General features: G+C 60.8%; 20 protein-coding genes. 4 read left to right on the top strand and 16 right to left on the bottom strand.

What is annotated here, in order from left to right; genetic code table 11:
• Positions 1 to 36 precede the first annotated feature (36 nt).
• The 3 genes from HNQ36_RS20050 to HNQ36_RS20040 are packed head-to-tail and all read left to right on the top strand — an operon-like array spanning position 37 to position 3,106.
• Positions 37 to 1,203, top strand: a complete 1,167-nt coding sequence (locus HNQ36_RS20050; protein WP_184087978.1) for an acyl-CoA dehydrogenase family protein — start codon at positions 37 to 39, stop codon at positions 1,201 to 1,203.
• A gap of 28 nt (positions 1,204 to 1,231) precedes the next feature.
• Entirely contained in the window at positions 1,232 to 2,383 is a 1,152-nt protein-coding gene (locus tag HNQ36_RS20045; protein ID WP_184087976.1) for an acyl-CoA dehydrogenase family protein, read from the top strand.
• 60 nt (positions 2,384 to 2,443) lie between these two features.
• On the top strand, positions 2,444 to 3,106 hold the full coding sequence (locus tag HNQ36_RS20040; protein ID WP_184087974.1) for a glutathione S-transferase family protein: 663 nt from the start codon (positions 2,444 to 2,446) through the stop codon (positions 3,104 to 3,106).
• Here HNQ36_RS20040 and HNQ36_RS20035 read toward each other — a convergent pair.
• Both HNQ36_RS20035 and HNQ36_RS20030 read right to left on the bottom strand, forming a co-directional pair.
• On the bottom strand, positions 3,103 to 3,882 hold the full coding sequence (locus HNQ36_RS20035; protein ID WP_246395464.1) for a helix-turn-helix domain-containing protein: 780 nt from the start codon (positions 3,880 to 3,882) through the stop codon (positions 3,103 to 3,105). The two genes, HNQ36_RS20040 and HNQ36_RS20035, sit on opposite strands and share 4 nt — an antisense overlap.
• Positions 3,883 to 3,976: 94 nt before the next feature.
• A complete protein-coding gene (locus HNQ36_RS20030) occupies positions 3,977 to 5,272 on the bottom strand; it encodes an acyl-CoA dehydrogenase family protein (protein WP_184087970.1) in 1,296 nt (431 codons plus the stop codon).
• A gap of 199 nt (positions 5,273 to 5,471) precedes the next feature.
• Here HNQ36_RS20030 and HNQ36_RS20025 point away from each other — a divergent pair, with 199 nt between their 5' ends.
• Entirely contained in the window at positions 5,472 to 6,251 is a 780-nt protein-coding gene (locus HNQ36_RS20025; protein ID WP_184087967.1) for an enoyl-CoA hydratase-related protein, read from the top strand.
• Here HNQ36_RS20025 and HNQ36_RS20020 read toward each other — a convergent pair whose 3' ends face one another.
• From HNQ36_RS20020 to HNQ36_RS19955, 14 genes are all read right to left on the bottom strand, one after another.
• A complete protein-coding gene (locus tag HNQ36_RS20020; protein ID WP_184087965.1) occupies positions 6,252 to 6,623 on the bottom strand; it encodes a DUF6285 domain-containing protein in 372 nt (123 codons plus the stop codon).
• Positions 6,624 to 6,700: 77 nt separating this feature from the next.
• Positions 6,701 to 7,690: a phosphotransferase family protein gene (locus HNQ36_RS20015; protein WP_184087963.1), complete on the bottom strand. Its 990-nt coding sequence runs from the start codon at positions 7,688 to 7,690 to the stop codon at positions 6,701 to 6,703.
• 92 nt (positions 7,691 to 7,782) lie between these two features.
• The gene (locus HNQ36_RS20010) at positions 7,783 to 8,982 is read right to left on the bottom strand and encodes an ABC transporter substrate-binding protein (RefSeq protein WP_184087961.1); all 1,200 of its coding nucleotides are present in this window, start codon (positions 8,980 to 8,982) and stop codon (positions 7,783 to 7,785) included.
• A 117-nt stretch (positions 8,983 to 9,099) separates the two neighbouring features.
• Complete coding sequence (locus tag HNQ36_RS20005; RefSeq protein ID WP_184087959.1) at positions 9,100 to 10,938, bottom strand: AMP-dependent synthetase/ligase; 1,839 nt, start codon at positions 10,936 to 10,938, stop codon at positions 9,100 to 9,102.
• Positions 10,939 to 11,079: 141 nt separating this feature from the next.
• Positions 11,080 to 11,859 (bottom strand): ABC transporter ATP-binding protein, encoded by a 780-nt coding sequence (locus HNQ36_RS20000; RefSeq protein ID WP_184087957.1) that lies wholly within the window; start codon positions 11,857 to 11,859, stop codon positions 11,080 to 11,082.
• Positions 11,860 to 11,869: 10 nt separating this feature from the next.
• Positions 11,870 to 12,628, bottom strand: coding sequence for an ABC transporter ATP-binding protein (locus tag HNQ36_RS19995; protein WP_184087956.1), 759 nt, complete (start codon positions 12,626 to 12,628; stop codon positions 11,870 to 11,872).
• Positions 12,625 to 13,776, bottom strand: a complete 1,152-nt coding sequence (locus HNQ36_RS19990; protein ID WP_184087954.1) for a branched-chain amino acid ABC transporter permease — start codon at positions 13,774 to 13,776, stop codon at positions 12,625 to 12,627. Before HNQ36_RS19990 ends, HNQ36_RS19995 begins: the two co-directional genes overlap by 4 nt.
• 9 nt (positions 13,777 to 13,785) lie before the next feature.
• A complete protein-coding gene (locus tag HNQ36_RS19985; RefSeq protein ID WP_046827203.1) occupies positions 13,786 to 14,661 on the bottom strand; it encodes a branched-chain amino acid ABC transporter permease in 876 nt (291 codons plus the stop codon).
• A 204-nt stretch (positions 14,662 to 14,865) separates the two neighbouring features.
• Complete coding sequence (locus tag HNQ36_RS19980; RefSeq protein WP_184087952.1) at positions 14,866 to 15,048, bottom strand: hypothetical protein; 183 nt, start codon at positions 15,046 to 15,048, stop codon at positions 14,866 to 14,868.
• A complete protein-coding gene (locus HNQ36_RS19975; RefSeq protein WP_184087950.1) occupies positions 15,009 to 16,787 on the bottom strand; it encodes an ABC transporter substrate-binding protein in 1,779 nt (592 codons plus the stop codon). Before HNQ36_RS19975 ends, HNQ36_RS19980 begins: the two co-directional genes overlap by 40 nt.
• A gap of 224 nt (positions 16,788 to 17,011) precedes the next feature.
• Positions 17,012 to 17,338 (bottom strand): DUF2160 domain-containing protein, encoded by a 327-nt coding sequence (locus HNQ36_RS19970; protein WP_184087948.1) that lies wholly within the window; start codon positions 17,336 to 17,338, stop codon positions 17,012 to 17,014.
• Between the two features lie 2 nt (positions 17,339 to 17,340).
• Entirely contained in the window at positions 17,341 to 18,147 is an 807-nt protein-coding gene (locus HNQ36_RS19965) for a carbohydrate ABC transporter permease (protein WP_046827206.1), read from the bottom strand.
• On the bottom strand, positions 18,147 to 19,049 hold the full coding sequence (locus HNQ36_RS19960; RefSeq protein WP_184087946.1) for a carbohydrate ABC transporter permease: 903 nt from the start codon (positions 19,047 to 19,049) through the stop codon (positions 18,147 to 18,149). The genes HNQ36_RS19965 and HNQ36_RS19960 overlap by 1 nt, the downstream gene beginning before the upstream one ends.
• Complete coding sequence (locus HNQ36_RS19955; protein WP_184087944.1) at positions 19,049 to 20,119, bottom strand: ABC transporter ATP-binding protein; 1,071 nt, start codon at positions 20,117 to 20,119, stop codon at positions 19,049 to 19,051. Before HNQ36_RS19955 ends, HNQ36_RS19960 begins: the two co-directional genes overlap by 1 nt.
• Positions 20,120 to 20,123: the final 4 nt, after the last annotated feature.

Genomic DNA, 20,123 nt, shown 5'->3' with positions numbered 1-20,123 from the left:
AAACGGGCCATAAATCTCCTGCCAAGGAGGATCGCAATGAACGCCCCGGAACGGTTCGCCGATGAACCGGTCAGCCCCTTTCTCAACGCAGAACATTTGGCGTTCCGCGATATGTTGCGGCGCTTCGTGGCGACGGAGATCGAGCCTTTTGCAGCGCAATGGGATGAGGCTGGCGAATTTCCGCGCGAGCTCTACCTGAAAGCAGCCTCCATCGGCCTGCTTCAGCTCGGTTTCCCGGAAGAATATGGCGGCGTGCCCTGCGACCGCTTCATGTCGATGATCGCAGCGCAGGAGCTGGCCCGCGCCGGCGCAGGCGGCATCAGCGCGAGCCTGAAAAGCCATACCATCGGCGCGCCACCCATCGTCTACGGCGGGTCGGATGAGTTGAAGGCGCGCGTGCTGCCGGACATTCTTGCAGGCCGGAAGATTTCCGCGCTGGCGATCACCGAACCCGGCGGCGGATCGGACGTCGCCAATCTGCGCACCACCGCGCGGCGCGACGGCGACCACTATGTGGTCAGGGGTGAGAAGACCTTCATCACCTCCGGCATGCGCGCGGATTACTACACCGTGGCGGTGCGCACCGGCGGCGACGGCGCCAGCGGCGTCAGCCTCCTTTTGATCGAACGCGATACGCCGGGCTTCTCACGCACTCCGCTCAAGAAAATGGGCTGGTGGGCCTCCGATACCGCGACGCTCTATTTCGACGACTGCCGCGTGCCTGCGGGCAACCTGATCGGCACCGAGAACGCGGGCTTCAAGCTGATCATGAAGAACTTCAACAGCGAGCGGCTTGGCCTTGCGGCCGGTTGTACCGGCTTCGCGCGGGTCTGCGTCGAGGAAGCCATCGCCTATGCCCGCGAACGCAAGACCTTCGGCAAGCGCCTCGCCGATCATCAGGTGATCCGCCACAAGATCGTGGACATGGCGCAGCGCGTGGCGGCAACACAGGCGATGCTGGAAATGCTGATCTGGCGGCTGGAGCAAGGCGACAATCCCGTCGCCGAAGTCTGCATGTGCAAAAACCAGGCGACGCAGACCATGGCCTTCTGTGCGTCCGAAGCCGTGCAGATTTTCGGCGGCGCGGGCTTCATGCGCGGGCCGAAGGTCGAGCGCATCTACCGCGAGGCGAAGGTCAACGCCATCGGCGGCGGCACCGAGGAAATCATGAAAGATCTGGCGAGCCGCCAGATGGGTCTCTGAGAAACATAAAAAAACATCAGGAAACGCAATGCAGTTTACGCAAGAGCACGACGCCATCCGCCGCACCATGCAGCAGTTCATCAAGAACGAGATCAACCCGTTTGTCGATGAATGGGAGCGCGACGAGATCTATCCGGCGCATCAGGTGTTCAAGAAGATGGGCGACCTCGGCCTGCTCGGCCTGTGCAAGCCCGTGGAATACGGCGGCGCCGGTCTCGACTACAGCTACGGCATGGTGATGGCGGAGGAACTCGGCGCCATCAATGCCGGCGGCGTCGGCATGTCGATCGGCGTGCAGACCGACATGGCGACGCCGGCGCTGGCGCGGTTCGGGTCGGACGAGATGAAGCGCGAGTTTCTCGCGCCGTCTATCGCAGGCGATTACGTCGCCTGCATCGGTGTCTCCGAACCGGGCGCCGGATCGGACGTGGCCTCAATCAAGACCACGGCCCGCTCCGACGGCGACGACTACGTCATCAACGGCGGCAAGATGTGGATCACCAACGGCACGCAGGCTGACTGGATGTGCCTCCTGGCCAACACTGGCGAAGGGCCGGTTCACCGCAACAAATCACTGATCTGCCTGCCGATGAAGACCAAGGGCGTCGAGATTCTGCGCAAGCTGGACAAACTCGGCATGCATTGCTCGGACACGGCTGAAATCAAGTTCACCGACGTGCGCGTGCCCAAGCGCAACCGCATCGGCGAGGAAGGCAAGGGCTTCACCTACCAGATGCTGCAATTTCAGGAGGAGCGGCTGTGGGCGGTGGCCGCATGCCTGAAGTCTCACGAAAAGACCATCGACGAAACCATCGAATATACCCGCGCCCGCAAGGCGTTCGGAAAACCGCTGCTCGATAATCAGGTGATCCACTTCCGCCTCGCCGAACTGAAAACGGAAGTCGAACTGCTGCGTTCCCTGCTCTATCGCGCCTGCGAGGAATACATCAACGGCAACGACGTGACCCCGCTGGCGACCATGGGAAAACTGAAGGCCGGTCGCCTCGGGCGAGAGATTCCCGACGCCTGCCTGCAATACTGGGGCGGCATGGGCTTCATGAACGAGACCCGCGTCAGCCGTGCCTACCGTGACCGGCGGCTGACCTCGATCGGCGGCGGCGCGGACGAAGTGATGCTCAGCGTGCTGTGTAAATACATGGGTACCTTGCCGGAGCAGTAAGCGCTTGCGTCAATCAACGATCCGCGCTGTATAACATCGAGAAGCAAGGACGAGTTCAATATGCTCACGCTATTTCACTGCGCCAGCGCGCGCTCCTTCCGTCCGCTCTGGACGCTGGAAGAAGTCGGTATTCCCTACGACCTGAAAATGCTGCCGTTCCCGCCGCGTTTCCTGAAGCGTGAGTATCTTGAGTTGAACCCGCTCGGCACGATTCCGCTGCTGATCGACGGCGAGACCCGGATGACCGAGTCCTCCGCGATCTGCCATTATCTCGTGACAAAATACGGCCCCACGCCCCTCAACGTCACTGTCGATGAACCCGCCTATGGCGCATATCTGAACTGGCTGTTCTTCGGCGAAGCGACGCTGACGTTCCCGCAGACCATCTATTTCCGCTATGCGCAGCTTGAGCCGGAGGAACGCAGAAATCCGCAGGCCGCCACCGACTACGCGCGCTGGTTTCTGGCGCGGCTGCGCTCGCTCGAAACCGCGGTGTCCGAATCGGAGACGGTTTGCGCGGGCCGCTTCACCGCAGCGGACATCTCAGTCGGCTATGCGCTGATGTTCGCGCAGTCCAACGGACTGTCCGCACAGTTCACGCCGGCTGTCGCAGCCTATTGGGAGCGGCTCAAGCAGCGCGAGGGATTCCGCAAGGCGATCGCGGCGCAGGACAAAGCCGGCGCCGAACAAGGCGTCGCGCCAAGAGTCCCTGCTGCTACTTAAGCCCGCATTCCCGTTGCGTCGCTCGCAACATCCCTGCCGTTGATGATCTGCAGGCGCCGCGAGCCGGAAAACAGCGCACTCGGCTGCAGCCCGTAAATACGGCGCAGCGAGTGGCTGAAATGCGTCGAGTCCGGATAGCCGGCATCGAGCGCGAAATGCGCGAGATTTCGCTCGACATTGACGTGATGCAGGATATTCCGCGCGCGCTTCCAGGCGCGGAAAGTCTTGAAGTTCATGCTGGTCTCGTCCTTGAACAGATGCAGGAAGCGCGACAGCGACAGCTTGACGCCGCTGGCGCAATCGTCACCCGAAATACTGCTCGACGGCTTGGCCTGAAAACGCGACACGACGGTCGATATGCGCGTATCCAGTTCCCGCTGCTTCAGGCGGCGCTGGAGAAATATCTGGTCGAAATCGGCCGACGTGAAACCGCTCGTGCCGCTCAGCGCCATGGTCGCATAGATCTCGCGAAACCGGGCCGCGAGATGGCTCGCCGCCGCCGGATCGTCGCATTGGCGAAGGATCTCCGCGAGATCTTCATCGCAGACCGACTCGGGCTCGATCAGAAGTCCGAGAATTTCGCGGGACTCCGACGTGATCTTGTGCGGCAGGTAGGCGGGAACGGCGAGGATTTCGCTAACGCGCGGCGGCTGTCCCTCGATTTCGAGACGCGCTGTCCCATGCAAGGGCACACAGACCGCGAGCGCGCCGAGCGTGCGCACTGATGGCTTGCCGTGCAGCCCGGCGTAAAACACCCGCTCCGAACTGATCAGCATGAACCGGTCGGACCGGCCAGACGTACACCTGCGCATCGTTTCCTCCAGAAACATTTTTTCCACGGACGATTGTTCGCCTCTTGTGAAACCTGAATTAGCGGCTCTTCTCCGTCGTCTCTAATTTTCCCGCACCCATGTAGCCGAACAGGAATCCAGCGACCTTGCGCTTCTGGATTTCCTCGCTGCCCTCGGTGATGCGATAGCGCCGGTGATGGCGGTAGATGTGCTCGAACGGCTTGTGCCGCGAGTAGCCCATGCCGCCGTGCACCTGCATCGCGCGGTCCGCCGCTTCGCAGCACAGCCGATTCGCCCAGAAATTGCACATCGACACCTTGTCGGAGAGCCGCTGCTCGACCTCAGGCTGGGTCATGCGGTCCATTTCCCACGCCGTCTTGCGGATCAGGAGCCGCAGCATCTCGGCCTGGGTCGCAAGTTCCACCAGCGGCCACTGGATCGCCTGGTTCTCGGCCAGCGCGTGACCGAACGGCTTGCGCTCGCGCGCGTAATGCACGCTCTCGTTGATGCAATAGACGGCCGCCCCAAGCGAACTGGCAGCCTGACGAATCCGGTTCTCATGCACGAAGCATTGCGCCAGCGACAGCCCGCGCCCGACCTCGCCGAACAGCGCATCGTCCGGCACGAACACATCCGTGAAGCTGACACGTGGATGATCGGTCGGCATGTTGAAGGTCCACAGATATTCCTCGACCTTCACGCCCTTGGCGTTTGCCGGCACGAGAAAACATGTGATGCCCCGCGCATCGCCGTCGTTGCCCGATGTCCGCACGAACGTCGCGCAGTGGGTGGCGACATGCATGCCGGTCGTCCACATCTTCTCGCCGTTGATGACCCACCCGCTGACGCCATCACGCGTGGCCTGAACAGCGCGCGTTTCCATGTGGGTGGCGTCTGACCCATGGTCGGGTTCGGTGAGACCGAAAGTAATGCGGTATTTTCCGGTAAGGGAACCTTCGATCATCGCCTTCTGGTCGTCGCGGCCATAGCGATCCAGCATGGTAACGAGCGGAAAGTTCCCGACGATCGAATGTTCGTTCTGCAAATCGTTGTGCAGGCCAAGACCCTTGGCGGCGAAATGCTCGCGGATCACCGCCATCCAGAGATTCGAACCGTCCTTGCCGCCGTAGCGCGAAGGAATAGCAAACCGCAGATGCCCGGCTTCATCGGCAAGATTTTTCGCCTGACGCAGCAGGTCTTCCCATTCGTGGCGAGGAAGGCCGCCCTTGTCGAAATCCGTCCGCGCCCACTCGCGGCGATGATCGAAGAAACGGATGTTGTCGTCGCGCTGCTCGAGCGGCTTGATTTTCTGATCGATGAAACGATCGAGCTCGGACAAATAGGCGGTCAAATCGTCAGGCAGCGAAAAATCCAACGCGCGACTCCCAGCATCCCCGGACTTGGTTTTTTGTTTTCGCCACGGTGCTCGCGAGAGCCGACGATGGGTGGGAATTAAGATAAGGCTGAGGGCGTTAGTCAAGCGCTTAATTAATTTGTGAAGCGGCTTCTTTGCTGTCTAATTAAGGCACGACAACATCGCTCAAGTGTTGCAACGCAGCGTAAGGAAATCGCTCATGGCCTATGAATTCGCCAAGGTGGACCGCAAAGGTCCGCTCACCATCGTCACACTCAATCGTCCCGACGTGATGAACGCCGTGCATTCCCCGATGCACTTTGAAATGCATCGCGTTTTCGACGAGTTCAACAAGGATCCGGATCAATGGATCGCGATCGTGACGGGCGCAGGTGACCGGGCGTTTTCCGCTGGCAACGACCTGAAATGGCAGGCCCAGGGCGGCCAGCGCGGCTGGGATACCAGCGGCTTCGCCGGACTGACCCACCGCTTCGATTGCGACAAGCCGATCATCGCCGCCGTCAACGGCGTCGCCATGGGCGGCGGTTTCGAAATTGCGCTGGCGTGCGACCTCATCATCGCAGCAGAAAACGCCACCTTCGCACTGCCGGAACCGCGTGTCGGCCTCGCCGCGCTCGCCGGCGGGTTGCACCGCCTTCCGCGCCTGATCGGCCTCAAGCGCGCCATGGGCATGATCCTCACCGGACGCCACGTTCCCGCGCGCGAGGGACTTGAACTTGGCTTTGTCAACGAAGTCGTGCCGAAGGGCGAAGCTTTGGCGGGTGCGGAGCGCTGGGCGAATCTCATTTTGCAGAACGGCCCGATGTCGATCCGCGCCTCGAAGCAGGCCATGCATCGCGGCCTCGGCGTGTCGCTGGAGCAGGCGCTGGCGGAACAGTTCGACTATCCGGCCGTCAAGGCGCTGGCCGCGTCCGAGGATTACATCGAAGGTCCCAAGGCGTTCGCGGAAAAACGCCCGCCGCAGTGGAAGGGCAGATAGCTAAGTATCGCGCTCGCGGCGATAGGACGCATAGTTCGGCTGGTCGATGGCCAGCTTGTCCATCGTGGTCTGCCAGACGTGTTCGGTAAGTCCCGGCGTCTGGAAGCCCATCTCGCCGCTCGCGATACGCGCTGACAGCAGCCGGTTGAGGTCTTCCAGCGAGCCCGACGCGCCGAGCAGCTTTGATAGCCGCTCGGCCTCGGCGGCATCGCCGGATGCTTCATGCGTAAGCTGTCGCACGACCAGATCGAGCGCGTTGAGCCCCACGCGCAGCTTGAATGCGGCGTGGCCGGACAATTGCGGCGCGACATCTGCGCGAAGAAACTCCGCGACCGCGTTGATCAGTTCGACCGGCGTCGGTTGATCCTGCATTTCACATGTCCTTTGTCATCGGCGTCATGCTCCATTGCGCATGATGTTATCCGAAAACCGCTTCGCACTTTTCGGCATCATGCGCGCGGCGCCAGCAGCCGCAACAGATCGATTTCGGTTTCCGAGGCGCGGCGGCCGATCATGGCGCGTTCCATCGAATGATCCGGACCGGCGCGAAACCGCTGCATCATGCCGCAACACATGATGCCCCACCGCAAGGTGCCGAGCGTTTCCCAGAACATGACGCGCCGCACATTCACCGGGCGGCCTGACGCCGCCTCATACGCGGCGAACAGATCCTCGCGCGTGCCGAGACCGCCGACCGGCTTGTCGATCTCGCCGAACCGCCACGAGTTCACGCAAATCCAGCCGAGATCTTCCATCGGGTCACCGAGATGCGCCAGTTCCCAGTCGAGCACCGCGCGGACACCTTCGGGGCCGATAATGAGATTGCCGTGGCGGAAATCGCCGTGAACCAGCATCACGGCATCCGACGGCGCGGGCGCGTTGTCGCGCAGCCACCGCAGGGCCAGATCGAACACCGGACGCGGCCAGTCGAATGATTTGTATTCTGTTGTGAGATCGTCGATCTCGCCTGCGACCGTCATCAGCCGCAGTTTTGGAAGCCGGGATTTGTCAAGTGCATGAATCTCGGCCATCACCTTGCCGAGCTGGCTGGCCAGCACATTGCGCGCCTGCGCGAACTGAGCATCGCGCAGAATCTTGCGCGGGATGGTCTCGCCGTCGACGCGGTCCATGATGAAGCCGCTGCCAAGCTGGTCTTCTGCGCGCAAAACATAACGCACACGCGGCGACGGTATCCCCGCTTCATACGCCTGCTGCATCAGAACCGCTTCGGCCTCGAGGCCAGCGGCACGGCCCGGCGCAGCGCCATAGCCTGACGGAGCGCGGCGCAGAATGACGGCGATGTTTCCGGATGGATGCAGGACGTCGAACGACCAGGTTTCCTGGCTGGCGCCACCGGACAACTGAGCCAGGCGATCGATACCCGTGGCTCCAGGAAACCAGCGCGCGATGCTGGCCTTGACCGGACTTTCAATGCTCATATGGAATGTCGGCTCTCGGTTGGGAGCCGGACCGTAAAGAAAATCGCGTGCGCGGGCAACCCGCACACGCGATGTCGCTCAGAACGAAACGCTCAGAACATCAGGCCATCCTTCACCAGAACCCAGCGGCCGCTCTTGACCTGCTGAACCTGCGTCACCGTGGTGGCAAGGTGGTTCGTTTTCGAGAATTTGGTCGGCGGCGAACTAAATATATCCTGGAACACGTCACCGGACTCGAGCGAAGCCAGCATCTTGGCGCCGGTCAGATCCTTGCCTGCCTTGTTGGCGTAGTAGGCGAAGGTCATCATCGCGTTGTAACCGATGATCGCCTGCGTATTGGCGTCGGAACCAAACGCCTTTTTGTAGTTCACAAGCCAGTCCTTCACCTTGCCCTTTGCGGTGTCCTCATAGGGAATTTCGAACCCGGACGCCGCATAGAGCCCTTCAACCATATCCTTGCCGAGCGCGGGCACTTCGAGCACGTTGGTGGGCGTCGCGCCGAGGAACGTCACATCCCAGCCGAGCTTCTTGGCTTCGCCCATCGCGCCGATAGTTTCGCGGATCACCGTTCCGAGCACAACAAGATCGCAGCCGTCGGATTTCATCTTGGCGACCTGCGCGCTGAAATCGGATGCGCCACGCTTGTAGCTCGTGACCGAGGCCGGCGTCAGCTTCATCGCAGTGGCCTGCTGGGTGAAGCCATCGAGCACACTTTTGCCGTACTCGTCGTCCTGATGCATGATGCAGGGCTTGGTGAACTTCTTGGTCTCGATCATGTATTTCACCGCCGCCCGCGTGCTTTCGACATAGGGCAGGATGTTGTTGAACTTCAATCTCTCCTGCGGCTTCGCCGGATCGAACTTGAAGGTGAACTCCGCCGCCGTCAGCGGGAAGAGCTGCAGCACGCCCGCGTCGAACAGGATGTCCTGCGCGGCAAGCACCGTCGGCGAGCCCATCGGGCCGACCATGGCGAAGATCTTGTCCTTCTCGATCAGCTTCTGGGAGGCCAGCACCGAGCGCTTCGGATCGTAACCGCTGTCTTCGATGATCAGCTTGATCTTGCGCCCGTTGATGCCGCCGGCGGCATTGATCTCATCGGCCGCCATCTTCATGCCGTTGGACACCGGCACGCCCCAGACCTTGATGGGGCCCGAAAGATCCTGATGCGAGCCGATGACGATCTCGGCCGGCGAGATGCCCTCGTTGGTCACCTTGGTCTGCGCGAAGGCCGGCGACTGGGTCAGCGCGAACGCACCCACCGCAAGGCCAAACGCCTTGAACGATTTCGACATAACGGTCTCCTCTCTGTTGGCCCATATTCAGCGAAGGCCGGGCCTTGTTACCTTCGCCGCTGAGCGGCCTTTGCGGGCCGCGGAATGCGCTTCTTGTGACGCAATATCGCCGGGAGCTTACGCCATGGCGCCCGCCCGGTACATTGCATCGATCTCGGCTGCGTAGGATTTGTTCACGAAGCTCCGCTTCAGCTTCATGGTCGGTGTCAATTCCTCGTCTTCGGGCGTCAGTTGCCGCTCGATCAGGTGGAATTTCTTGATGGTTTCCACGCGGGCGAAGTTCTGGTTAACGACCTCGATCTCGCGCTTGATGAGATCCTGGATTTCAGCCGCGCGGCACAGGCTCGCATAGTTCGTGAAGGGAATGTTGTAGTCCTGCGCGAACTTCTCGACGTTCTCGTGATCGATCATCACCAGGCATGTCAGGAACGGCCGCTTGTCGCCGATCACCACCGCGTCCGAAATATAGGGCGAGAACTTGAGCTGGTTCTCGATTTCCGATGGCGTGATGTTCTTGCCGCCGGACGTGATGATGATGTCCTTCATCCGGTCGGTGATCTTGACGAAGCCTTCGTTGTCGATGGTGCCGACGTCGCCGGTGTGCAGCCAGCCCTTGGCGTCGATGGTCTCGGCGGTCTTTTCGGGCTGGTTCAGATAGCCCATGAACAGGTAATCGCCTTTGACGAGGATCTCCCCCTTCGGGCAGATCATGACTTCGCCCCAAGGCGCCGCCTTTCCGACCGAGCCGAGCTTGATGCGGTCATTCGGCATCAGCGTCGCCACGCCACAATTCTCGGTCTGGCCATAGACCTCGCGCATGTCGAGGCCGATGGCGAGATACCAGCGGATCAGATCGGGCGAGATCGGCGCGGCGCCCGTGAACGCGATGCGGACGCGATCGAGTCCGAGCATGCGGCGGATGTTGCGGAACACCAGCCAGTAGGCCGCCTTGCCCGCGAGCCGCAACGACAGCGGCGGCGTTTCCCCCTCAAGTCTGTACTCAGTCAGACGCTGGCCAACGCCGAGCGCTTGGCGATACATCCACTGCTGGAGCGGCGTTGCATCCTTCAGGGCAATCGTGATGGCAGAGTAGAATTTCTCCCAGATCCGCGGCACCGCCAGAAACGCGGTCGGCTGCACCTCGCGCAGATTGTCCGGCACGGTTTCCGGACTTTCCGCGAAATTCATTATGGAGCCAACGGCGATGGACAGATAGTAGCCGCCGATCCGCTCGGCGACATGGCACAGCGGCAGGAACACCAGCCGCTCCTCATGATCCGTCGGCACCAGAAGGTAATCGGCGTAGCGCATCTGATGGGTGACGCTGCGATTGGAATGCATCGCGCCCTTCGGAGGCCCGGTGGTTCCCGAGGTGTAGACGAGAATGGCCAGATCGTTCGTGCCGCGGCTGGCGATCATCTCGTCCCACAGCGCGTCGCGGCCGTTCATGTGGTTGCGCCCGAGCGCCATGAATTCGTCAAGCGACATCACCATCGGATCGCTGAAGCCGCTGAGGCCCTCCATGTCGAATACGACGATCTTCTCAAGCGTCGGGCAGCGGGCGCGGCACGACAGCACCTTGTCGAGCTGCTCGTCGTCCTCAGCGAAGATCACCCGCGTCCGCGAGTCATTGATGAGATATTCGACCTGGGTCGCCGAGTCCGTCGGGTAGATGCCCGACGAGACGCCGCCCGCGCAGAGCACGCCCATATCGGCGAACACCCATTGCGGCGTCGCATTCGAGACAATGGAAGCGACGTCGCCCGGCTTAAAGCTGACCGCATGAAGCGCATAAGCGATCTCTCTTGCGGTCTGGAGCCATTCACGCCAGCTTGTCGACTGCCAGACGCCGAGATGCTTTTCCCGGATCGCTGCCTTGTCGCCGCGCGTTTCAACCGCGAGCAGAAAGCTCTTCGCGATCGTGTCCGCGACGGTGATCACTGCGGGTCTCGCCATTTCTCGCTCCCTTTCCGCCGTATCCGCGCAGCGGCTACGCGGCCTCATGTCGTTCCTCTCGCGCGGCTTGAAACGCCGGTCTTTTTCTCCTGCTTGTGTTGCCCGGCTTATCGCCAGGTTCTTGTTTTTATCGCCGGCTACTTACCGCCAGGTCTTTTTCTTCTTCCAGCGCCGCTCGCCCCGCGCGCCGTCTTCCTTGGCGCCGAGGTAGAACTCCTGAATATCCTGCGACATCATCAGGCGCTCGCAGGTGTCGTTCATCACCACACGGCCGATTTCCAGCACGTATCCGTAATCCGCGGTCTCCAGCGCCACCTTCGCGTTCTGCTCGACCAGCAGGATCGACATGCCCTGCTCCGCGTTGACGCGCTTGATGATGGTGAAAATTTCCTTCACCAGAATAGGCGACAGCCCGAGTGACGGCTCGTCCAGCAGCAGCAGTGCCGGGCGGTTCATCAGCGCGCGGCCGATCGCCAGCATCTGCTGTTCGCCGCCGGAAAGCTGCCCCGCAGGCTGGTTGATGCGCTCGCGCAGGCGCGGAAAATAGCCGTAGACGCGCTCCAGATCGGCGGCGACACCGTCGTGATCCTTGCGCGGATATGCTCCCATCATCAGGTTTTCACGCACGCTGAGGAACGGGAACACCTCGCGGCCTTCGGGCACATGACTGAGGCCTAGCCGCACGATCTTGTCGGCCTCCATGCGCTGAATCGGCTGCCCCTTGAATTCGATGGAGCCTTTCTGCGGATCGAGAATGCCGGAAATCGTCTTGAGCACGGTGGTCTTGCCCGCGCCGTTGGCGCCCAGCAACGTGACGATCTTGCCGCGCGGCACCTCGAGGCTGATGCCGCGGATCGCCATGATCGGCCCGTAAAAACTTTCGATGTTGCTCAGCTTGAGAATGATGTCGGGACTGCTCATGACATCGTCCTCATGTGCCGAGATAGGCTGCGACGACATCGGGATGCGCCTGCACTTCGGCCGGCGTGCCCATGGCCAGCACTTTGCCGTAGTTCAGCGCGATCACCCGGTCGGAGACGCGGTTGACCAGTGTCATGTCGTGCTCGACCATCAACACGGTGATGCCAAGCTCGGTCTTCATGTCGCGGATCCAGAACGACATGTCGTCGGTCTCCTCCACATTCAGGCCCGACGAGGGTTCGTCGAGCAGGATCAGCTTCGGCTCCGTGCACAGTGCGCGGGCCAGCTCGATCACCTTGCGTACGCCATAGGGCAATCCGGAGATGAGCTTGTCCCGATGGGCGGCAAGGTCAAGGAAATCAATGACCTGCTCGACGCGGCGGCGATGCGCTTTTTCGTCGCGGCGGACGTTCGGCAGGAATAGCAACTCCTGCCAGAGGGTGGTGGTGGAGTGCCGGTGCCGCCCGACCAGAAGGTTGCTGAGAACGGTGGCATTTTCGAACAGTTCGATGTTCTGGAAGGTGCGCGCGATGCCCAGCTTGGCGATACCGTAAGCGGGCTCCTCGGTAATGTCCTGATCCTCGAAATAGAGACGGCCAGAAGTCGGCTCATAGAGGCGCGAGATCAGGTTGAAGATCGAGCTTTTGCCGGCCCCGTTGGGACCGATGATCGAAAGGATTTCACCCTTCTCCACCGCGAAGCTGACGGAATCCACCGCTTTCAGCCCGCCAAAATGAAGCGAGAGATTTTCGGCGCGGAAACAGCTCATCGGTTCCGCTCCGATTTGACGTAGATCTTCTGCCGCTTGAAGGTCGCGCGCTTGTAGAGCGGAAAGAGCTGGAAGAAGAGCTTGATCTTCAGCCAGCGGCCATAGATGCCGTAGGGCTCGAACAGGATGAACAGCATGATGATCAGGCCGTAGATCGCGCCCTTAAGGCCGTTGGCCGAGGCGATCGCCGCGACGTTGTTCTTGATGCTGGCCACCTGCTCGACGCCGGCGCCGAACGTGGCGGCAAGACCCGCAACTACACCCGGAATGTCATCTTTCAGGAAGGTCAGGAACGGATCGACCATGACGATGAAGATCGCGCCGAGTACCGCGCCGTGCAGGCTGATCACGCCGCCGATGATGATCACCATGATAAATTCGATGGATAGCTGGAGTGTGAACATCTCCGGGCTGATGAAGGACATCTTGTGGGCAAAGAGTACGCCCGCGAGGCCGGTGATCGCCGCGCTGAGGGCGAACGACTTCACCTTGTAGCGCGCGACGTTGATGCCCATGCTCTTGGCCGCCGTCTCGCTGTCACGGATGGCGACGAACGCGCGCCCGGTCGGCGAGCGCATCAGGTTGAGCGTGCCGACAATGACCAGGATCAAGAGACCGAGGCACATATAATAGAAGGTCGGGCTGTCGCGCGTGATGCTGCCGCCGAGCATCTGGATCGCACGGACGCGCATGCCGTCGTTGCCGTGCGTGACGCTCTCCCAGCGCGCCAGAATCTCTTCGACGATCAGCGCGAACGAGATGGTGGCGATGACAAGATAGATGCCCTGCAACCGCAACGCCGGAAATCCAACCATCGCGCCGATCAATCCGGTCAGCACGCCCGCTGCCAGAAAGTAGACGATGAAGGGTACGCCCATCTGCTGAAGATAGGCGGCGGTATAGGCACCGATGGCAAGGAACGCCGCGTGTCCCAGCGAGGCCTGCCCGGTGAATCCTGTCAGGATCATCAGCCCGACGCCGACGATGGCATAGATGCAGACGAAGACAAGCTGGCTGACGAGATAGCTGCTCAGAACGAACGGCGCGATCACCAGCAGCACCAGCAGCGCGCCGTAGGACCAGATGTATCCGCTATGCGGGATCAGCCGGATGTCGTCGTTATAATCTGTCTTGAAAAGAAACCGCATCGGCGCCCCTCAGACTTTCTTGCGCGTGTGAAGCCCGAAGATGCCTTCGGGTTTCAGCAGCAGCACCGCGAGCAGCACGATGTAGGGCGCGACATCCTTCCATCCCTGAGGCAGATAAAAGCCGGCCATGCTTTCGATCACGCCGATCAGGATTCCGCCGACCACAGCCCCCGGGATCGACCCGAATCCACCCAGCACAGCCGCGGGGAATGCCTTCAGTCCCAGCACAAGGCCGACGTTGGAGTGGACGAAGGTGATCGGCGCCAGCAGGACGCCGGCGCAGGTCGCGACGGCGGCACTGATCGCCCAGACGATCGACACCACGCGCTTGACGGGAATGCCCATGTAGTAGGCCGCGAGCATGTTCTCGGAACTGGCACGCATCGCGGTGCCGAGCGTGGTCTTGTTGAAAAACAGATACAGGACGCCGCAGAGGATGATCGTCGCGGCAATTACCGAGAGCTTGTCATAGGCCAGCACCAGGCTCCCCAGCCGCAGCACACCCTGGCTGAACGGCGTTTCGATCTTGAGATCGTCGGTGCCCCAGACCATTCCGGCGACCGAGCGCAGGAAAAAGCCGAGCCCGATGGTCGCCATGATGATGGAAAACTGCGGATAGCCGAGGATCGGCCGCACCACGAGGCGTTCGGCCAGCATGCCGAACAGCGCCATGGCGCCGACCGCCGCGACAAATCCAAGCCAGTAGTTGAAGCCAAGCAGACTGATGAAGGTGAAGGCGAAGAACCCGCCCAGCATCATCAGATCGCCTTGCGCGAAGTTGACGACCTCGGTGGCTTTGTAAACAAGGACAAAGCCAAGTGCGATCAGGCCATAAACACAGCCGAGCGCAATACCGCTCACCAACTGCTGAACGAAGTCCAGCATTCCAGGTATCCCTCCCCCAACGTGCCGCGATTCTAACGATCGCCTTGGTCACGTCGCGATCCTACCGATCGCCTCGCTCATATCTTGTGTCGATTAGCTATGCGTTTTTGCTTGAACAGTTTCGGCAACAGCCAACGGCTGCCTTGAAAATGCGCAGCCTCGTTGTGGCCCTGTGCCGCCCGCTGGATCTCCTTGCTCCTGAATTCAGAAAATCTTGGAGTCATCAGTGCGTGAAGTACAGCCAAACAGCGACGGCCTGTCAACAACACCCGACAGAGTGCGCTGCATCAAAAGAAGAAGGCCGGGATCGCTCCCGGCCTTTGTCATATTGATCTGTTCGATGCCGCTTATTTCGCCTCGGCGCGCTTCGGCGGCGATGCCGGCCACGACTTGATCAGCGTGTCGTAGTCGACGGTTTCGCCCTTTGGCTTTTCGTTCGCCAGTTTGCGCTGAGGCGCGACGTTGCCGTCCTTCTCAGACTTCGCGAACCAGAACTCGGCCGTTTCTTTCTTGTTGAGCTTCGGGCCGCAGGCGCCCTGCACGCCCGATTTCTCGAGGCGTTCAAGCACCGAGTCCTGGGCCGCAGCCAGCGAATCCATCGCAGCCTGCGCGGTCTTCGCACCGGACGAGGCATCGCCGATGTTCTGCCACCAGAGCTGGGCCAGCTTCGGATAATCCGGGATGTTGTTTCCGGTCGGAGACCACTGCACGCGCGCAGGCGAGCGGTAGAATTCGATCAGACCGCCGAGCTTCGGCGCCCGTTCGGTGAACGACTTGTCCCAGATGTCGGATTCACGAATGAAGGTGAGACCGACGTGGCTCTTCTTCAGCGACACCGACTTCGAAGTGATGAACTGCAGATAGAGCCAGGCTGCCTTGCGGCGATCCGGCGGCGTCGACTTGAGCAGCGTACCCGAGCCCACGTCCTGATACCCGAGCTTCATGCCTTCCTTCCAGTAGGCACCCTTCGGCGAAGGAGCCATACGCCACTTCGGCGTACCGTCCGCGTTCATCACCGGCAGGCCGGGCTTGACCATGTCCGCAGTGAACGCCGTGTACCAGAACATCTGCTGGGCGATAGCGCCCTGCGCCGGCACCGGGCCCGACTCGGAGAAAGTCATGCCTTGCGCCTGCGGCGGGGCATACTTCTTCAGCCAGTCGAGATATTTCACGATCGAATAGACCGACGCAGGTCCGTTGGTGTCACCGCCGCGTTCAACCGATGAGCCGACCGGACGGCAGCCTTCCATGCGGATGCCCCACTCGTCGACAGGAAGGCCGTTCGGAATGCCCCTGTCGCCGTTGCCCGCCATCGAAAGCCAGGCGTCGGTGAACCGCCAGCCGAGCGACGGATCCTTCTTGCCGTAGTCCATGTGACCATAGACCTTGACGCCGTTGATTTCCTTGATGTCGTTGGTGAAGAAGTCCGCGATGTCTTCATAGGCGGACCAGTTCACCGGCACGCCGAGTTCGTAGCCATATTTGGCCTTGAACTTCGCCTTGTAGTCCGGATTGGTGAACCAGTCGTACCGGAACCAGTACAGGTTCGCGAACTGCTGGTCAGGCAGCTGATACAGCTTCTTGTCGGGCGCGGTCGTGAACGAGCGTCCGATAAAGTCATTGATATCCAGGGTCGGCGACGTCACGTCCTTGCCTTCGCCCGCCATGTAATCCGACAGCGCGATGGCCTGCCCATAGCGGAAATGCGTTCCGATCAGGTCGCTGTCGTTGATCCAGCCGTCATAGACGTTTTTGCCCGACTGCATCTGGGTCTGGATCTTTTCGACCACGTCGCCTTCCTGGATGAGGTCGTGCTTGAGCTTGATGCCGGTAATCTCGGAGAAGGCCTTGGCCAGTGTTCCGGCCTCATACTCATGCGTCGTGATCGTTTCCGACACGACGTTGATCTCCATGCCCTTGAAGGGTTCAGCAGCCTTGATGAACCACTGCATCTCTTTCATCTGGTCGTCCTTCGACAGGGTCGAAGGCTGGAACTCGGCATCGATCCACTTCTTTGCCGCCGCTTCATCGGCGAAAGCAGGTCCGCTGACCACCGCCGATGCCGCCATCAATGCCACTGCACTTGCCATCGTCAGAAGACGATTTCTCTTTGTAGCTGGTCGCATGATTTCCTCCGTTGAACACAACTCCAGGTCCGGGTTGATCCCGGATCTGCCTCTTTTTCACTGGTGTCCCGAATCCGGCATTCGCTTCATTCTGCAGCAACTTCGGTGCGAATGCCGGATTCGAAAGGACGCCAGTAAACTATGATTCCAGTGATCCTTTGGTTCTGACATTCGTAAAAGTGCCTGCAAAAGATCTCACACGAATGTCAGAACCGGATCACTGGCTAGACGTTGCGAAATATGACAACAGCCGAGACGAGCGAAATGACGGTGGCGATCCACAAACTCGATACTTCGACTCCCTCTCCTATCGGGAGCGTTGCAATCGGGTTGGTGCCCGCAAATGCAATCCACAACAGATGAATGACCGCAGCCGCGATCAGCGAAATGAACAGGCGATCGCCGCGGGTGGTGGGAATACGTAAAACTCCGACGCGCTCTGCTTCCGGGTAACGCAGCGCGAGCCAGGTCATGGTCGCGAGCGTTCCACCCAGCAGGCAGAAGAAGATCGCCGTGGGCACCGTCCAGGCCATCCATGCGATGTGTTCCATGGTTACACCCGTCCGAGCGCGAAGCCGCGCGCGATGTAGTTGCGGACAAACCAGATCACCAGCGCGCCGGGAATAATGGTCAGGACACCGGCCGCGGCCAGCAGGCCCCAATCCATTCCGGACGCCGAAACCGTGCGCGTCATCGTCGCTGCGATCGGTTTGGCGTTGACCGACGTTAGCGTCCGCGCCAACAGCAGTTCCACCCATGAGAACATGAAGCAGAAAAACGCCGCGACGCCGATGCCGCTCGCAATCAGCGGCATCAGGATCTTCACGAAGAAGCGCGGGAACGAATAGCCGTCGAGGAACGCGGTCTCGTCGATCTCCTTCGGCACGCCGGACACGAAGCCTTCGAGAATCCACACCGCCAGCGGCACATTGAACAGGCAATGCGCGAGCGCGACCGCCCACGGCGTATCGAACAGGTTGATCGCCGAATACAGATTGAAGAACGGAAGCGCGAACACCGCCGGCGGCGCCATGCGGTTCGACAGCAGCCAGAAAAACAGGTGCTTGTCGCCGAGGAACCGATAGCGCGAGAACGCGTACGCTGCGGGCAGCGCGAAGGAAATCGAGATAACGGTGTTGATGACAACGTACTGCAGCGAATTGATGTATCCGGAATACCAGCTCGAATCGGTAAAGATGCGCTTGTAATGAGCCAGCGTTGGATTATTCGGCCACAACGTCATCGTCGTGACGATTTCCGTGTTGGTCTTGAAGCTCATGTTGACGAGCCAGTAGATCGGCAACAGCAGGAACGTCAGGAACAAGACCATAATGATGCGGCGGCCGGGAATGGTATGCATCACGCACCTCCCGTCGTTTGTGGGCGCTCGTTGTCGGCGTTCGTCATCACCGTGTAGAACACCCAGCACACGATCAGAATGACCAGATTGTAGACGATCGACAACGCGGCGGCCTTGCCAAGATCGAACTGGCCGAGCGCGATCTTGACGAGTTCGATCGAGACGAACGTGGTGGAATTACCAGGACCGCCGCCGGTGACGACGAACGGCTCGGTATAGATCATGAAGCTGTCCATGAACCGCAGCAGCACCGCGATCAGCAGCACGCGCTTCATCTTCGGCAACTGGATGGCGGTGAACACCGCCCAGCGCGAGGCGCCGTCGATCTGCGCCGCCTGATAGTAGGCGTCGGGGATGGACTTCAGCCCCGCGTAACACAGCAACGCAACAAGGCTGGTCCAGTGCCAGACGTCCATGACGATGATGGTCGCCCAGGCGTCGAAGCTGTTGGACACGTAATTGTAGTCCAGCCCCATCTTGTTCAGCGTATAGCCAAGCAATCCGATGTCGGGACGCCCGAAGATCTGCCAGATGGTGCCGACCACGTTCCAAGGAATGAGCAGCGGCAGCGCCAGAATGACGAGACACGCCGCGACCCGCCAGCCTTCGCGCGGCATCGACAGCGCGACCAGAATACCAAGCGGCACTTGGATGGCGAGAATGATCGCTGAGAACAGCAGATTTCGGCCGAGCGATGCCAGGAACCGGTCGCCGAGATCGGTCGAGGGATCGAGCAGTTCCTTGAACCAGCCGACGCCGTTCCAGAAAAACTGATTGTTTCCGAACGTGTCCTGCACCGAGTAATTGACCACCGTCATCAGCGGCAGGATCGCGGAGAACGCCACGATCAGGAACACCGGCAGCACGAGAAACCAGGCCTTGTTGTTGATCGTCTTGTCCATCAGGCGCGCCCCTCGACCAGAAGACTGTCCGCATAGACGTGGATATGAGCAGGATCGAAAACGAGACCGGCGGTTTTGTCCGGAACAGTGAACCCGTTCGGTACGCGCGCCGCGAACTTCACGTCACCGATGCGCACGCGCGCGAAACGCACCCGGCCGAGGTCATCGATCCGTTCGATCTGGGCCGACAACAGGCCGGGTGCAGACGCCGCGACATGGACGAATTCCGGCCGCACGCCGATTTCGATTTTCGCGCCGAGCGGCAGGCTGTCGTAGGTCCGGTTCAGCCGGATGGTATGGCCGTCAATCCTCGCCTCGTTGCCTTTCACCTGCGCCGGCACGATGTTCATGCCGGGCGAGCCGATGAAATAGCCGACGAACGTGTGCGCGGGCTTGGCGAACAGTTCTTCCGGCGTGCCGCTCTGCACGACGCTGCCGTCGTGCATCACCACCACCGTGTCGGCAAAAGTCAACGCCTCGGTCTGGTCGTGGGTGACGTAGATCATGGTGAGGTCGAGCGCCTGATGCAGCGCCTTGAGCTTGGAGCGCAGTTCCCACTTCAGATGCGGATCGATCACTGTGAGCGGCTCGTCGAACAGCACCGCCGAGACGTCCGATCGCACGAGCCCGCGGCCCAGCGAAATCTTCTGCTTGGCGTCGGCGCTGAGCCGCACCGCCTTGCGGTCGAGAAAGGGCGTGAGATCGAGCAGCTTGGCGATCTCGGCGACTCGCGCATCAATCACGTTGCGCGGCTGGCCGCGGTTCTTGAGCGGAAACGCAAGGTTTTCGCCGACCGTCATGGTGTCGTAGATCACCGGGAACTGGAACACCTGCGCGATGTTGCGCTCGCGTGTGGTCGAGCGCGTGATGTCCGCACCATCGAACAGCACCTTGCCGTGCGACGGCGTGACGATGCCGGATATGATGTTAAGGAGCGTGGTCTTGCCGCAGCCTGAGGGACCGAGCAGAGCGTAGGCACCGCCCTGCCGCCACGTCATGGTCATTGGCTTCAGCGCATAGGCATCGCCGCCGTAGGAATGGGCCAGATCGACGAGGTCGATGCGGGCCATGCTA

Origin of the sequence: Afipia massiliensis (assembly GCF_014203115.1) — a bacterium.
Taxonomy (GTDB): Bacteria; Pseudomonadota; Alphaproteobacteria; order Rhizobiales; family Xanthobacteraceae; genus Afipia; species Afipia massiliensis.
This window is presented reverse-complemented; position numbering and strand designations above follow the sequence as displayed.

Coding starts and splice junctions, on each gene's coding strand:
- HNQ36_RS19995 (WP_184087956.1), bottom strand. CDS start 12,628: ATGAGCTGTTTCCGCGCCGAAAATCTCTCGCTTCATTTTGGCGGGCTG.
- HNQ36_RS20045 (WP_184087976.1), top strand. CDS start 1,232: ATGCAGTTTACGCAAGAGCACGACGCCATCCGCCGCACCATGCAGCAG.
- HNQ36_RS20020 (WP_184087965.1), bottom strand. CDS start 6,623: ATGCAGGATCAACCGACGCCGGTCGAACTGATCAACGCGGTCGCGGAG.
- HNQ36_RS19955 (WP_184087944.1), bottom strand. CDS start 20,119: ATGGCCCGCATCGACCTCGTCGATCTGGCCCATTCCTACGGCGGCGAT.
- HNQ36_RS20040 (WP_184087974.1), top strand. CDS start 2,444: ATGCTCACGCTATTTCACTGCGCCAGCGCGCGCTCCTTCCGTCCGCTC.
- HNQ36_RS19975 (WP_184087950.1), bottom strand. CDS start 16,787: ATGCGACCAGCTACAAAGAGAAATCGTCTTCTGACGATGGCAAGTGCA.
- HNQ36_RS20050 (WP_184087978.1), top strand. CDS start 37: ATGAACGCCCCGGAACGGTTCGCCGATGAACCGGTCAGCCCCTTTCTC.
- HNQ36_RS20000 (WP_184087957.1), bottom strand. CDS start 11,859: ATGAGCAGTCCCGACATCATTCTCAAGCTGAGCAACATCGAAAGTTTT.
- HNQ36_RS20010 (WP_184087961.1), bottom strand. CDS start 8,982: ATGTCGAAATCGTTCAAGGCGTTTGGCCTTGCGGTGGGTGCGTTCGCG.
- HNQ36_RS20025 (WP_184087967.1), top strand. CDS start 5,472: ATGGCCTATGAATTCGCCAAGGTGGACCGCAAAGGTCCGCTCACCATC.
- HNQ36_RS19985 (WP_046827203.1), bottom strand. CDS start 14,661: ATGCTGGACTTCGTTCAGCAGTTGGTGAGCGGTATTGCGCTCGGCTGT.
- HNQ36_RS19960 (WP_184087946.1), bottom strand. CDS start 19,049: ATGGACAAGACGATCAACAACAAGGCCTGGTTTCTCGTGCTGCCGGTG.
- HNQ36_RS19965 (WP_046827206.1), bottom strand. CDS start 18,147: ATGCATACCATTCCCGGCCGCCGCATCATTATGGTCTTGTTCCTGACG.
- HNQ36_RS20015 (WP_184087963.1), bottom strand. CDS start 7,690: ATGAGCATTGAAAGTCCGGTCAAGGCCAGCATCGCGCGCTGGTTTCCT.
- HNQ36_RS20035 (WP_246395464.1), bottom strand. CDS start 3,882: ATGCTGATCAGTTCGGAGCGGGTGTTTTACGCCGGGCTGCACGGCAAG.
- HNQ36_RS19970 (WP_184087948.1), bottom strand. CDS start 17,338: ATGGAACACATCGCATGGATGGCCTGGACGGTGCCCACGGCGATCTTC.
- HNQ36_RS20005 (WP_184087959.1), bottom strand. CDS start 10,938: ATGGCGAGACCCGCAGTGATCACCGTCGCGGACACGATCGCGAAGAGC.
- HNQ36_RS19990 (WP_184087954.1), bottom strand. CDS start 13,776: ATGCGGTTTCTTTTCAAGACAGATTATAACGACGACATCCGGCTGATC.